The 13,817-nt window shown below is 48.5% G+C and carries 11 protein-coding genes; 5 read left to right on the forward strand and 6 right to left on the reverse strand.

Translation table 11 applies throughout. The features are described from left to right. Together ASC49_RS11770 and ASC49_RS11775 are read right to left on the reverse strand one after the other, a co-directional pair. A complete protein-coding gene (locus ASC49_RS11770) occupies nt 1–2,886 on the reverse strand; it encodes an HD domain-containing phosphohydrolase (protein ID WP_055463445.1) in 2,886 nt (961 codons plus the stop codon). Nucleotides 2,887–3,081: 195 nt separating this feature from the next. Then, a complete protein-coding gene (locus tag ASC49_RS11775; protein ID WP_055463446.1) occupies nt 3,082–3,789 on the reverse strand; it encodes a hypothetical protein in 708 nt (235 codons plus the stop codon). Nucleotides 3,790–3,965: 176 nt separating this feature from the next. On the opposite strand from ASC49_RS11775, the gene ASC49_RS11780 reads away from it, so the two are divergent. Then, complete coding sequence (locus ASC49_RS11780; RefSeq protein ID WP_055463447.1) at nt 3,966–4,793, forward strand: AraC family transcriptional regulator; 828 nt, start codon at nt 3,966–3,968, stop codon at nt 4,791–4,793. A 56-nt stretch (nt 4,794–4,849) separates the two neighbouring features. After that, nucleotides 4,850–5,449, forward strand: coding sequence for a LysE family translocator (locus tag ASC49_RS11785; RefSeq protein WP_055463448.1), 600 nt, complete (start codon nt 4,850–4,852; stop codon nt 5,447–5,449). Between the two features lie 54 nt (nt 5,450–5,503). Here ASC49_RS11785 and ASC49_RS11790 read toward each other — a convergent pair whose 3' ends face one another. Genes ASC49_RS11790 through ASC49_RS11800 form a run of 3 tightly spaced genes read right to left on the reverse strand, consistent with a single transcriptional unit; the run spans nt 5,504 to nt 10,585 of the window. Then, complete coding sequence (locus tag ASC49_RS11790) at nt 5,504–7,237, reverse strand: OFA family MFS transporter (RefSeq protein WP_055463449.1); 1,734 nt, start codon at nt 7,235–7,237, stop codon at nt 5,504–5,506. A 23-nt stretch (nt 7,238–7,260) separates the two neighbouring features. Further along, on the reverse strand, nt 7,261–9,219 hold the full coding sequence (locus tag ASC49_RS11795; protein WP_055463450.1) for a sensor histidine kinase: 1,959 nt from the start codon (nt 9,217–9,219) through the stop codon (nt 7,261–7,263). Continuing rightward, complete coding sequence (locus tag ASC49_RS11800) at nt 9,194–10,585, reverse strand: sigma-54-dependent transcriptional regulator (RefSeq protein WP_055463451.1); 1,392 nt, start codon at nt 10,583–10,585, stop codon at nt 9,194–9,196. The genes ASC49_RS11795 and ASC49_RS11800 overlap by 26 nt, the downstream gene beginning before the upstream one ends. Before the next feature lie 283 nt (nt 10,586–10,868). On the opposite strand from ASC49_RS11800, the gene ASC49_RS11805 reads away from it, so the two are divergent. Further along, nucleotides 10,869–11,324: a PA2169 family four-helix-bundle protein gene (locus tag ASC49_RS11805; protein WP_055463452.1), complete on the forward strand. Its 456-nt coding sequence runs from the start codon at nt 10,869–10,871 to the stop codon at nt 11,322–11,324. Between the two features lie 55 nt (nt 11,325–11,379). Here the strand turns inward: ASC49_RS11805 and ASC49_RS11810 are convergent, their stop codons facing one another. Beyond that, nucleotides 11,380–12,291 (reverse strand): N-acetylmuramoyl-L-alanine amidase-like domain-containing protein, encoded by a 912-nt coding sequence (locus ASC49_RS11810; protein ID WP_055463453.1) that lies wholly within the window; start codon nt 12,289–12,291, stop codon nt 11,380–11,382. Nucleotides 12,292–12,454: 163 nt separating this feature from the next. On the opposite strand from ASC49_RS11810, the gene ASC49_RS11815 reads away from it, so the two are divergent. Then, nucleotides 12,455–13,246: an AraC family transcriptional regulator gene (locus tag ASC49_RS11815; RefSeq protein WP_055463454.1), complete on the forward strand. Its 792-nt coding sequence runs from the start codon at nt 12,455–12,457 to the stop codon at nt 13,244–13,246. A 146-nt stretch (nt 13,247–13,392) separates the two neighbouring features. After that, nucleotides 13,393–13,812 carry a hypothetical protein gene (locus tag ASC49_RS11820; RefSeq protein ID WP_055463455.1) on the forward strand — a complete coding sequence of 140 codons (420 nt, stop codon included), beginning with the start codon at nt 13,393–13,395 and terminating at the stop codon, nt 13,810–13,812. Nucleotides 13,813–13,817 lie beyond the last annotated feature (5 nt).

A 13,817-nucleotide genomic window follows, 5' to 3' on the forward strand; every position in this document is an offset into this window, starting at 1 on the left:
CTATGCCCTTTCGGCGTCAAGCCCTGCTAGTTGCCATAGCTGTGATTTATCAACGTCATCGATCTGCTCAGGTTTGAGAAATGTGTTGGCGTAGGTGAGGTAGGTTTCTGACTCCACAAACAACTTGAAAAGTGCGCCATCAAGATGATGGTTATGCACCATCCGAGCTAGGATCGTCAGTGACTCAGAGATCGTTTTTCCTGTTTTGTAGGGGCGATCCGATGCGGTTAAGGCCTCAAAGACATCGGCAATGGCTAAAATGCGGTCTTGGACGCTCAATTGTTGGATATTAAGTTTTCTTGGGTAGCCTGTGCCATCCAGTTGTTCGTGATGATTTCCGGCGATATTCGGAACATTCTTAAGCTCATCTGGAAAGGGAAGGGAGGACAGCATTTTAATGGTTTGTACCATATGATCTTTGATCACAAAGCGTTCTTCGTCAGTTAAGGTGCCGCGCTGTACACTCAAATTGTACAGCTCGCCTTTATTGAACGCTTGATCGGGCAATTCCATATCAAAACCCCAAACGTTATCGGGATTATCTGCTTCCACCATCGGGCGACGATCCCCCCAAGTTTCAATATGTGCTGCTTTATCCGCGAGTAAATGTTCTTGTGCCGGTAGTATTTCTTCGGTGTCGGGTAAGAGTTGCTGCTCATCTTGAGAAAGACCGAGGCGGTCACTAAAGTGACGCGTCCAAGTTTGCTGGGCAATACGGTGAATTTGCTCGATATCTTCCTGCGCCATAAATTCACCGCCAATGTTGGCCTCGGCGATGAACGCAAAATCAGCTTGTAACTGGCTTTGTCGGCGTTGTTTTTGCTGAGCTAAACATGCTTCATCTTGCCCCGCGATGACACCGTTTAAGTATTCAATGTCAGCATCACGCCACAGCACCTCAAAGCGCGTACGCACCTCATGAATTCGGTTGTAAATGGTTTCTAATTTTGTGGCTTTATCGACCACATGCACGGGGCTGGTGATTTTCCCGCAGTCGTGTAGCCATGCGGCAATGTGAAATTCGCGCCGCTCATTTTCGCTCATAGTGAAGTCGGCGAAGTCACCACTGTGAGAGCGTATGGCTTCGTCAGCCAGCATTTCAGCGAGCTCTGGGACGCGTTCACAGTGACCGCTGGTATAAGCGGATTTGGCATCGATGGCGTCCGCCAGCAAACGAATGATGCCATCAAGCAGCGCCTGCTGAGCTTCAAATTGTCGTCTGGTTGAAATGGCGGTGGCCGCCGCACCGGATACCTCGTCCATAAAGTGCTGAAAGGTTTCAAGATTGATATGAGTCCCTTCTTGGATCTGTAGGACCAGCATCCCAAGGATCGAATCATCGCGATCCATAAGCGGTGTTAGAAAGAGTTGTTTTTGTTTGGCATTGAGAGCGTTAGCTAAGGTCGGTCGTAACATGAGCCAGTCACTACTCTCACACATAATAGTTTGTGGTCCATCCAAGTTGGTCTGTGTCGCCCGCCGCATCAACTGCGCTTTTGCGTCAAACAAATACACGGCACCTGCTTTGGAAGAGGTAATGGCAAGCAAGTGATTTGATACTTGCTCTAGCATGCGCTCTAAATCTGGGTCATGCGCCAGCGTATGGGATATCGACTGAAAATTATGGATCGTCAGTGCCATATGATCTGTTAGGGACGACAATATATTGATTTCTCTTACCGGCGAGCTAACACTGATTTTGTGACTGAAATCGAAAGAAGATAATTTACTCACTTCTTCTGAGAGAAGGTGAAGTGGACGTGAAATGGAACGGCCCACTAACCAGCCAAACAGCATGAGAATCAAAATAGCGCCGCCAGAGAGCAATAGCTGATTGGTTAAGTTCCGATGAACACCTTGCAGTAGAAAGCTCTGAGGCAGAGCATAGAGCAATTGCCACTCTTGGTTACTAAAGCTGTTTAGAGGGAGGCGTATGCCGTACCACGTCTCATTGCCTAGCTGAAACTGATCAAGCTTTTGGGTGTTGCTCGGTTGCGCTAGTAGTTCGGTAAACGGGGTATGCTCTAACTGGTTGGCTGTTTTGAGCGTCGCCTGGCTGAGTGAATCGAACGCCACTAAACTTCCTGAGGCTTTGTTATGTCCCAGCACATGCTGGTCTTCGTCTACGATTGCCATTTGAATCTCAGCTTCAGGGCTAAGTTGACGCATAAACGTCGACAAGTCTTCGATAGAAACATCCACGCCTGTGGTTGCCTGTGTTTTGGCATCATAAATAGCAAAAGTGCTGCCTACTTCGTTGGTGGTATAAAACGCGTAGGGCTTGGTTAATACCAATCCCGTTTGGCTATGAGCATGCTGAAACCAAGGGCGTTGCCTAGGATCGTAGGTATAGTCATCCGGTTGAATAGGGGGGGCTAATGGCGTCAGATCGGCATCAAAAAATTGCCAGCGGGTCTGCTTAATTTCTCCAGACTCTGTTCGGTCAATCGCTTGCAGCAGGTAGGTGGCATTGTCTGGCGCCGCTACCTGAGATCGAGCAGTCTGGTTTTTCAAGGCGCGTAACAAGAAAAAATCACCATCCTCATAGCCTACATAAATGGCGCTTAAAATATGGTTCATCTTCATCATGCTGGCCAACAATGGAATGCGGTCTAAGCGTGCATCAAGACTTTCTAGAGTAGTAAGAGGGTCGAGTTGCAACAACATGACGCTGTGCTCAGCCGTGGCGGTGACATTCTCGATCTGTTTCTCAAGTGATAGGGTGGTTTGTCTGGCGTTAGCTTCGACCTGCTGAGTCAGCGTGGTGCGGCTGTAGAAGTAAGAAAAGATGGTCAGTGCTGCGGCAAGCAACATCATGCTAATGATGATGCTGCCACTGAATAACACTTTAACAGGAATGCCAGTTTCCTTGCGGTATTTATTCATCCTTGCTTACCTTTTAAAAAGCAGATGATACTGATTTTGGTTAAAGTCTATACAGACTCAGTATCAGCGAGGATTTGAAAATACACAAGCAAGTAACAGTATCCGCTACCTTAGTGAACTGACTCCGGTAGCGTTATGATTACGAAAAGAGCATTAGCCTAAAAGGATGTGTGGTTTTTTGGGTGCAACATAAAGCTATTTTTGCTCCATTTGTGCCATCATTTCTGGGGTGATTTTTCCAGATAATGCCATTTGAATGGTATTTACAAGGCCGAGGAAACCCTCAGCACCTTGGTATAAATCAGCACCGGAGAAGATGTAGTTTTGACCATTTTCATTGGTCATAATTAATTGCGGCACGCCGCCAGAGCCGGGTAGACGGCTGAGTAACTGGCTGGCTTGTTGTACCATTTGATCCGCTTGCTGTTGTAGCGGGCTGCCATCTTGAAGAAGTTCTAACAGCTCTTGAGGATTGACCTCAATGCCTCGATCTGCGGCCACTTGCGTTGCAATCTTAGCCACTTCTGCGGCTTCAGAAGTGTCTACGCCGTCGACATAACGACGAATCTGTGCCGTATGCAGCAATTCACCTGCTAAACCTAGCTGTTGTGATTCGAGGAACAATGTTGCTAGAGTTAACGCACGTGAGGAAAATACGCCATCTGGTTTCTTCAACACGTTTTCAAAGTAAGCGTCGGAGAACTCTAAACCAGACAAAGATTGAATGCGTTCATCATTTGTCTTTGCATGCTCAGCAATGGCACTGGTTGGACGAGGGTTGTAGAACAATCCCACCGGAGCCATGGCAATATTGCCCAGCTCGGATTCGCGCAGTGCTTTGATCGCAGGCGCGGTCGCGTAACACCAACCACACAATGGGTCGAATAAATAGGTGAATGTCATAAAAGGGCGATCCAAATGGTCATAAAGGCACACCATAAAACGAAACGCTGGATTTGAAAAGCATCGTGGCGTTGACAGATAAGCTAGGTTGATAGTGCGCAATTTTGTCCAATCACTTTGCTAGAATTTGCTGTAGTTTTATTGATCTAGATTGATAACACGCTATGAGGTTGGATATGTCTGACGATAATCGTTTTACCTTTATGAACAGCCAAGGCTTGAAGGAGGTGATGTTACTGCAAGCGTCGATGACAGATTTTGCCTACAGTACCCATGCGCACGAGGAGTATTCGATCGGCGTGACACTCACCGGACGCCAAGACTTCTATACCCAAGGTACGTTTCATAAAAGCCATCCGGGACAAATCATGGTGTTTAACCCAGGCGATGCACACGATGGCGAGTCTGGTGACGATACGACGCTTACCTACAGTATGCTTTACATTCATCCCGAGCAGTTTAAACCTTATCTCACAGCGCTTGAAGTGGCTAATCCAGAACAATTTCGGATTCAGGATGCGGTGTTTTCTGATCTGGAGGTGCAGGACAAAATCTTGCGTTTAGCGCGTTTGATAGAGTTAAAAACAGCAACGTCGAGTGAGTATGAAAGCTTGCTTTTCGAGTTGACGGAACAGCTAGTGCGCTATCAATCCCAGCAGCCATTAATGGCCGAGACGCGCCGCCAGTTACTGTTAGAGCGGGCCAAAGAATATCTTCAAGATCATTATCAAGACGAAGTATCATTGGATGACTTGTGCCGCGTGGCGTGCATGTCGAAATATCATTTTCTGCGTTGTTTCAAAGCCTATACCGGAATGACGCCTCATCAATATTGGCTCAATGTGCGTATACATCGTGGCCAGCAGGCGCTGCGTTCTGGGGTGCCTGTACTGGATGTGATGAGTGAATTGGGTTTTAACGATCTCAGTCACTTTAATCGTCGTTTTAAACCTGTATTTGGCATGACGCCACGGCAGTATCAGCAACTGATTCTCGCCCGCTAATTTCTATCTATTGTTTGCTCCTGTGATCCGACACAAACGCCGTTGGAGGCTTTACTATGCTTGAAATTTTTATATTTGCCTTGGTGATGATGTACAGCCCTGGCCCTGTGAACATGTTGTCTTTATTTGCAGGGGTTTCCGATTATGGTTGGCGCGCCTTGCGTTTCTGTGCTGGTGTAGGAGCGGCCATGTGCTTGTTATTTTTAGCCACTGGTTATCTGGGCAGCTCTTTCATGACAGGAGTCTTGCAAGGTGTGGCGGCGTTGATCGGGGGCGCTTACATTGCTTACTTGGCGGTAAAAATTATTAAGGCGAGTTTTTCCTCCCAGCACGCGGACCGTACCCCGCAAAATCTGACGTTTGTATCTGGTTTTTTAATGCAGTTAACCAATCCGAAGGCAATGGTTGCCGTGTTACCGATTGTCACCGTGCAGTTCCCGCAAGCACAGGTCGAAGGTCTGATGATCCTGCTGATGTCAGTTTTCTTGGGAGCGATGGCAGGCGGTGCGCCCGCCAGTTATTTTGTGGCAGGCCACCGCCTTAAACAAGCAGTGTTGAATCCAACGATAATGCGCTGGCTACAAAGGGTCATGGGAGTGACCTTACTGGCACTTGCACTGCAATTTCTTTATAACGGATACCTTCTGCTGTCTTAACGAAAAAGGCTGAACCCAAAGGTTCAGCCTTTTGCATCGCATGTTAAAAATCGCTTATCGAGCTGGCGCTTCTTCAGGATGCGTATTCTCCACGTGGTGTTTTTCCGAAACTCGACGGACTGCCATGTTGGCGAAAAAAGCGACAACCAATAGCAAGGCCATGGCATACATAGTGGTGTTATACAGGCTTGACGTCGGATCCACTGTCCCTGCTGGAGCTATGTCCATCAGACGGCTTAAGGTGACTGTTTTTGAGGCGATCAAGGCTTCCAATTGATCTACCCCAGCGCCAAAAGCTTGTTGGAATCGAGCTGGGTCAACGCTTGCCGCAAGATTGTGAATCGCGTTATTAAGCGATTGCTCGCGCAAGTAGGTGATCGCAAATGGTCCCAATACCCCTGCCGTACTCCAAGCGGTCAGAAGACGACCGTGAATACCGCCCACGTGCAGCGTACCGAAGATATCGGCTAGGTAAGCTGGAATCGTGGCAAAACCACCACCATACATAGTGAAGATAATCATGGTCGCAATGCAGAACAGCACCAGCCAGATAACCGCAGGGTTGCTGCTAACTTGGCTTGCCACATAGGGAATGGAAACATACAGCACCATACCAATTAGGAAGAAGCAGTAGAAGGTGTTCTTGCGACCAATATAGTCGGAGGCGGATGCCCAGAAGAAGCGTCCAACCATGTTAAAAACACTGATCATCAAGACGTAGGTGGCGGCAAATCCTGCGTCGACAATGGTGGGTAAAGTGGTGCCAAAGATTTCCGTCATCATGGTTTTGGCGACGCCGATTACACCGATCCCCGCGGTCACGTTCAAACATAGTACTAACCACAATAGGTAGAACTGCGGTGTTTTGAGCGCTTGGTCAATGTGTACATGATTCTCAGAAATCAGGCTTGTTTTCTTCTCTACTTCCGCTGGAGGATTCCACCCCTCTGGTTTCCAGCCCGGCGCGGGTACGCGGTAAGCAAACGCGGCGATGGTCATAATGATAAAGTAGACAATGCCAAGGGTGATAAATACCCCTGCGACCCCGGTATCTCCCGTGTTGACCACGTACACACCCTCAGGCCCTGGGACCGGCATTTTGGCCATGTCGGCGGCACTTGCCACGACCACTTCTAAACGCTCGCCTGCGACTTCAACAAAACGACGTCCGGCGTCAGTTATCAGCGTTAAATCCGCCACTTGACCGAGGTACTGGGGCGCCACATAGAATTTAGATAACAGCCATTCTTTAAGTGGTGCGCCAATCATGGCACCGCCACCAAAGCCCATAATCGCCATCCCGGTGGCCATCCCCCTTCGGTCGGGGAACCAGCGTATTAAAGTACTGACTGGGGAAACATAACCTAAGCCAAGGCCACAACCGCCGAGCACACCGTAGCCCAAATACAATAACCAGAGTTGATCCCAGAGAATCCCTAAGCTGCCAACCAAAAAACCGCCGCCCCATAGAATCGCAGCGAGAAAACCAACTGCGCGCGGGCCGACTTTCTCCAGCCATTTACCGCCAATGGCTGCGGCTAGGCCTAAAAAGACAATGGCGGTGGAGAATATCCACACGACAGAGCTTAACGTCCAGTCGTCTGCAGCACTGGCGACAACGCCATGTTGGCGTACTAACGGCGGATTAAAAATACTCCACGCATAGACGGAGCCGATACAGAGGTGAATCGCAATGGATGCGGGTGGAACGCGCCATCGGTTGAACCCTGGCTTGGCGACAATGCGTTCTTTGAGCAGGAAAGATAAAGGACCAGATGTGTTCGACATAAGGTATTACTCCGCTTTTATATTTATTGTTGCTGTCGATGTGAAATGGATAGCCCCAACCCTGTTCCAGAATATGAAGTAGAGAAAAAGGGGTCAAAGATGCGTGTTAGATGGTCGGGGGCGATGCCACAACCATTATCGCGAACGCTTAACTGAATACGGCCACGCCCTGTGTCTCGACTTCTAATGCGTATTTCGCCGTCCTGCCCGATGGCGTTAGCACTATTCATAATCAGATTAATCAAAATTTGCTGTAACGGTGGAGCATCAGCGAGGGCGAGTTGTGTTGCATGAAGCTCAAGTGTTAAACGAATCTGACGGCGCTGTAATTCGTGTTTTACTAAGGTTTGTGTTTTACGCACGACGTCGTTGACATCAATTGGGGTCAGCGTGTGCTGTTCAGTGGTCGGGCGAGCCAGTTTTAATAGATCATTGATAATGCTACGGATGCGATCGACCTGCGCAATGATCAGTTCTGCATCTTGGCGTATTTCAGGGGTGGCTTGTTCGCCCAGTTCATCCAGTAATAAGTCCATATAGCCTAAGATTACGGCTGTGGGGTTATTAATCTCGTGAGCAATGCCTGCGGTTAATTCTCCTAAAGCGGCCAGCTTGCCTTGTTCAACTAATTGTTCACGGGTGCGATTGAGAAGCACAATGTGTTGCTGCAACTCCGCGGTACGTTGACTGAGAGCTTGGGTGCGCTGGTTGACCTTTTCTTCCAGTTGCTCAGCAGCTTGTTGGATCGCGTTATGTTGGCTGTCAAGCTGGCTTAGCATGTCGTTAAAATGCAGGGCCAGTTGCTGTACTTCATCGGTAGAGTGTTGGCTGGGCAGTGGTTGACGCTCGCCATCGCGGACGCGATCCATCGCAGCGGTCATGCTTTCTAATGGTTTGGAAATGGCGCGAGCCCCGCGTATGGTGATCGCCACACAGCATAGCAATACCCCAACAAAGAGCCATAGCAAGAGCTCCAGCCAGGTATAAAAACTCTCTAGGAAAGGCGCTTCCTGAAAGCCTGCGTAGAGCATGCCGACGCGCTGATTATGTACATCCAGCACGGGTTCGTAGGCAGAAATATACCAATCCTGCACGACATAGGCCCGATCTAGCCAACGCTGCCCTTGCAGCAGTACTTGTGATTTCACTTGCTCCGATACCTGAGTACCTAGGGCTCGTTGTTGTGGTGTGCTTGGATGGGGGACGTTAGTGCTGATACGCACATCATCCAAAAATAACGTTACGGTACCAACGACATTATCAGGCAAGCTACCTGGCCCGTAGACAGTGCCGCGAATGCTGTCGACCAACTGAAAGTTACCATTCATAAGCACGCCAGCGGCGAGCAAAGCAATGGTTTCGCCTTGGTCATTTTGCACAGGTTGCATCAAATGCAGCATCATGCCCCGTTGTTCTATTCTATCTGGCTGCGCCACTAAGTGGACACTGGCTTGCTCGGCAAGTTGATGAGAAAGGCTGTCTAGCTCGCTGTGGCTGAAAATTTGAACGCCACTCAGCGCACCTTCTCGCAGCGATTTATCCAACAAAGGCTGAGCAGGATAGCCGCAGGTTAAGGTTCGCAACTCACAGCCTTTCAGTGATAAGACGCGTACATAATCCACACCAGCGGCGCGGGCTAACGTGTTTTCTAACGTTATCAACGAGATGGAGAGAGGCTCGGGTTTGGTTTGGCTAGCGCTGATTAAAGCGGGACGAAAGCGGTAGTCACTAGCGAGGAGTGATAGACGCATCAAATGTTGCTGTTGTGTCGCCAAAAACGCCTCATGAGCGACGGCTAGGTCGGTGTTAGCTTTCATTAATAGCTGACGATAACCTACTTCTTGGCTCCATAAGTAAGCCAAGCCAATGACCCCCGGCAAGATTAGCAGCAGGGGAAACAGCGTCAGTCGCAATAGTCGATAACGGAGACTGTTGCGCCGTCGTGACCAACGTCGGTTATTGTTCGAGGGCGCTGCGTTCATCGCTACCTTGCTGACGCTTGCGATCTAATGTTTTACGAGTGATGCCCAGCTGCTTGGCCGCTTGTGTTTTATTGCCGCTGTGCACTTGGAGTACCCGTTCTATATGGCAACACTCCACTTGTTGTAACGTCCAATCTAGCGGGTAGCCTTCCATTGTTGAGGTCGCGTGCGAGCTTGGTTGCAATAGGTCTTGGGGGAACATGCCCAAGAGTAGGCAGCGTTCCACTAGGTTTTTTAACTCACGAATATTCCCAGGCCAGCGCTGTTGGCGCATGATCTGAAAGTCCGCTTGGGAAAATTGAATGGGTTTTATGGACAGGTCTTTGCTTAGGCGCTGAATTAAGTGCTCGGTTAATATCGGCAGGTCTTGCAGTCGTTCTCGTAACGGCGGCAGCTGACATTGCAACACATTAAGGCGATAAAATAAGTCCTCACGAAAGTGCCCATGTTGGACTTCTTCGACGAGGTTTTTATTCGACGCGGCGATGATGCGCACATCCACTTTTATATCGCGTTCGGTACCTAGGGGACGAATGCGGCCATCTTCTAGCACACGCAGTAATTTTGCCTGCAGGGTGAGCGGCATTTCTGAGATTTCATCAAGAAATAAGGTGCCGTGGTCGGCATAGCTAAATAGGCCTTCTCGGGGTTGGTGGGCATTGGTGAAAGCTCCCTTTACATGGCCGAATAGCTCTGATTCCATGAGTTCGGGTGACAGCGCTGCGCAATTTACTGGAACAAACGCCCCGTGCCGTCCGCTAAATTGGTGTAAAGCGCGAGCAGCGAGCTCTTTCCCCGTGCCACTTTCACCCTGCAGTAAAACCGCCGAGGGGGCTGGCGCGATACGCTTTATCAAAGTGTTTAATGCCTGAATAGCAGAGCTTTCGCCAATCAAACGAGCCGACTGCTGGTCGTTTAGCTGGCGTTGTAAAACAAAGTTTTCCCTTGAAAGTCGGCGATGATCGAGGCTTTTCTTAATCGCGGCACGCATTTGCTCAATGCGAAAAGGTTTCAAAATCAGATCGCTGGCGCCTAGGCGCAAGGCATCGATGGCATGATTCATATCGGCAAACGCAGTCATAAAGATCACATCGCAATGGTTGCCAGCATCGCGCAAGGTCTGAATCCATTGCACGCCTGAGCGCTCAGGCATACATATGTCCACCACTAATAAATCGTAGTGTTTTTCTAGCCGTAGCAGATCCGCTTGTTGCGTTGAATCCGCACAGTCTACCTCTCGGTACAGCTTACTTAGTGCTCGCTGTAAAAAATCCCGAATACCTGCTTCGTCATCAACAATTAGTATCGCTATGTCGGACGGCTTAGCCGGGGCGGGCCGTTCATTCCATTGTTCGTTGATCGCCATCTTTATTGTTCTTGTATTGCTTAAGTGGGTCAGCGAACACCGTCGCCGTTGCTATTCAATGTAACGTGCAGGGCTTGAAAGTGGAAGACTCAAAGCGATCCGAAAACGACCTGTTGTAAAGGGGAGTAAGAGGAATGCAGCAAACAGGGAGAAAAAGGGGAACGGCAGTGCAACCTTAGCAGGGCGGTTGAAATATCAGTCTACGTCGTTAAGTCTATTAGTACGGATGAGCAAACAGCTCCGTTGTAGAAACTCAAACACAAAGCAAGTAACCAAGGAGAACATGATGTTACAACATACACCAGAGGTTAATCATATTGCAGACATTATCAAAGTCATGAACAGTGGCATTGAGTTTTACCAAGAAGCAAAAGAGAAAATAGACCGTCCTGAATACACCAGCTTCTTTAACCGTATGATTGATGCCAAGGAGTCTGCGGTATTTGAACTGCAAAAGTATGCGGTAGTGGAGAAAGGCGATTTGGAAACGGGTTCAGATTCGATGACAGAGGCGCGTAAAATTTACACTAAACTGGTCGATAAAATTTCCACAGGAAGTAGCGCTGAAAACTATGTAGATCAGCTTGAAGAAGTGGAAGACAAGGTGCTAGAAGAGATAAATGAAGCACTGGCAAAGGATCAGGCGCCGGATTGTGAAGCGACTCTACACCGTGTCAAAGTGCGTATGAAAGAGTGTCACGACGAAATGCGTATGTTGCAAAATGGTCTAGTGCATTAAATCATTGAGCAATGATTAAGGGCCGCTTTCAGAATTGAAAGCGGCCCTTTTGTGTTTAGAAGTGCGCTTGCTGTACGTTAAAGCCCTTTAATGTGGCGTTATCCCGGTACTTGGCAAAGTACTCAATAAAGTCCTCATCGGTGACCTCTTTTTTCAACTGGCTGGCATGACGCAAAAACAGCTGTCCGTCTTTGCGCACAGCAATGGATTGATGGGTGATGTTGAGGTTGGTGCCGATCCACTTTTTCACATCATAGTCCGGGCGTACCATGCTGATGATGCTACCGTTAGGTATACGATCGAGTAACGCTTGGTTGATCTGATCTCCCTGAAAGACTGCCGTAAGTGGTACATAAGCCGTGCTGACGCTTTGCGCTTGAAAAGCTTGGCCTTCATGGTGAAGGGCATCCAGTCGTTCTTGCTTGTTGACCGAGTCCGGCAGACTCTGTAAACGATCCTCTTTCATGGCCTGATACCAAGCAGGCTTATCAATCAAGGTGGTAGCGATTAATGTCTCGGCTTGGCCGACTTGCGTGGTAATGTCCTGTAAAAGCCCTTGATTGTTTGGCAGCCAATCAGCACTGGCAAAATGGTTGCGGGTAACAAATGACACTAGGCCATCTTGGTAGCGAATCTTATTGATGTTATCGGCAAAGTCGTGACTGGATGTCGACAGTGCACCAGCCAATACGGTTTCTACATAAGTGGTGCAGTCGAACACATCAAAGCGATACAAGGGGTCGCGATCATATTGGCCAAACTCTCCTTCGCCAAGATTACCGTCAACGTAAGGTGCTCCCAGCAGACTGGCACTGAGCTGTACGATGCGTTGCTCTGTCGAGGCGGAGGCCGCTACTTGATTGTCAATCAGAGCGTAATACTGTTCAGCTGTAGTCGCCTGTGCAAGATAAATAGAGCATGGCATCAGGATACTGAAAAGCACCGCTTTATAACGCTTGGAAGACATAATGGACCTTGAGTAAATATTTTCTTGGGCTCAGTGTGCATCAGCTGGAGTGTGGATGCCAGCGTACTTACATTTTGTAGTGGCTTGTTTTCTATGTGTTGGTTTTTTACAAGCGATATATCGGCCAAGCTTGCTATGCTTGATTGAATAGGAGGTTTCTAGCGTGGACAGAGTGGACTACTTCAGCACATCAGATCAAGCCCTGAGTTTGATTGAAGGGCGTTATCAGCGTTTTAAATTCCAACGCCATTACCATTTGGATTATCACTTTGGCTTGATTTTGGAGGGGCAGCAGCGCTTCGTTTACCAAGGAAGTCGTTATTTGGCTGGGCCTGGGGATCTAGTATTGATGCCGCCCGATGAATTACATGACGGGCATTCTTTCTCAGAGTCGGGCTACCGTAGTCAGGTTTTTGCCCTTGAGCCGAGCTGGCTGATAAACCAGTTGGATGCTCACTCGTCAACATGCTTAAGCTTCACTCATCCGTTAATACGAGACCCACAAGTGTTTTCTCATTTGTGTCAGGCCCATCACGCTTTACGACAAGGCAATCTTTCCCAGTTAGCGCAAGACTGCTTACCTTACGAGACTTTTGGGCCTTTAATTGATCGTTATAGCCATGAAAAATCCTCTGAACCGAAGCATTTAGGGTCACAAACCCTCGTGACGTTACGAGATTATTTAATGGCTCATTTGTCTGAGTCGATTCACCTGTGGCAATTGGCAAATATGTGCAGCCTAAGTCCGACACAATTTCAGCGTCACTTTAAAGCGACCTTTGGCCTGACGCCCTATGCATGGTTAACAAGGCTACGCCTAGAGCAAGCCATGAAGTTGCTTAAAGCGGGTGTGTTAGGAACTGACGTTGCGCACCAAGTTGGCTTTTATGATCAAGCCCATTTTAGTAAAGCGTTTAAGCAATGCTTCGGCGTCTCTCCCTCACAAATACGTTAGTGATTGCTTGCCAATGGCGTTCCTGTAGTGGGCAAAAACTTGCCCTATCATGTGAATCTTTCTCTGTAATATCATGATTTATAAGGGTGTTTTTTCTGGCCTAGGATTTGCTGTGGTACTCCTAATACGACAAGGAGGAAATAAAGATGCAAATCCATGGATCTCAATATGCAATATCGTCTGCAACAGGTTTTCCTGCGACACCTAAACAGCAGCGTGACCTTGAGCAAGAGTTTCAATATTTTGAGCAAGAGCGTAAGAATAATGCGCAACAGCCTTGGTATTACAGCCATGTGGATGACCCCCAGTCTAATCCTATAGATCCCGCACCTAAACGTCAGACTGATCGTGAGAACTGGAGTATCGAAGGAGTGGGGGGCTATGATGTGGTGGTGTCGGGACACATGTTAGACAGCCATGATGATCACGGGCTGAGCTGGGATGTGCCTGCAGAAATGCATCGTGCAAGCTATTGGCAGGAGGCCATCGAAAACGTGACGCATATTGAAGCGAAGTTCTCTGAGGCGGTGCCTTACCAAGGTTCGGGGCGTATACATTCTATCTGAGATAA

It is taken from the genome of Marinomonas fungiae (assembly GCF_001418205.1).
In the GTDB taxonomy this organism is placed as follows: Bacteria; Pseudomonadota; Gammaproteobacteria; order Pseudomonadales; family Marinomonadaceae; genus Marinomonas; species Marinomonas fungiae.

Excerpts from the sequence above, each read along its gene's own strand:
- ASC49_RS11780 (WP_055463447.1), top strand. The coding sequence starts at position 3,966 with ATGTCTGACGATAATCGTTTTACCTTTATGAACAGCCAAGGCTTGAAG.
- ASC49_RS11795 (WP_055463450.1), bottom strand. The coding sequence starts at position 9,219 with ATGAACGCAGCGCCCTCGAACAATAACCGACGTTGGTCACGACGGCGC.
- ASC49_RS11810 (WP_055463453.1), bottom strand. The coding sequence starts at position 12,291 with ATGTCTTCCAAGCGTTATAAAGCGGTGCTTTTCAGTATCCTGATGCCA.
- ASC49_RS11800 (WP_055463451.1), bottom strand. The coding sequence starts at position 10,585 with ATGGCGATCAACGAACAATGGAATGAACGGCCCGCCCCGGCTAAGCCG.
- ASC49_RS11805 (WP_055463452.1), top strand. The coding sequence starts at position 10,869 with ATGATGTTACAACATACACCAGAGGTTAATCATATTGCAGACATTATC.
- ASC49_RS11785 (WP_055463448.1), top strand. The coding sequence starts at position 4,850 with ATGCTTGAAATTTTTATATTTGCCTTGGTGATGATGTACAGCCCTGGC.
- ASC49_RS11820 (WP_055463455.1), top strand. The coding sequence starts at position 13,393 with ATGCAAATCCATGGATCTCAATATGCAATATCGTCTGCAACAGGTTTT.
- ASC49_RS11770 (WP_055463445.1), bottom strand. The coding sequence starts at position 2,886 with ATGAATAAATACCGCAAGGAAACTGGCATTCCTGTTAAAGTGTTATTC.
- ASC49_RS11790 (WP_055463449.1), bottom strand. The coding sequence starts at position 7,237 with ATGTCGAACACATCTGGTCCTTTATCTTTCCTGCTCAAAGAACGCATT.
- ASC49_RS11775 (WP_055463446.1), bottom strand. The coding sequence starts at position 3,789 with ATGACATTCACCTATTTATTCGACCCATTGTGTGGTTGGTGTTACGCG.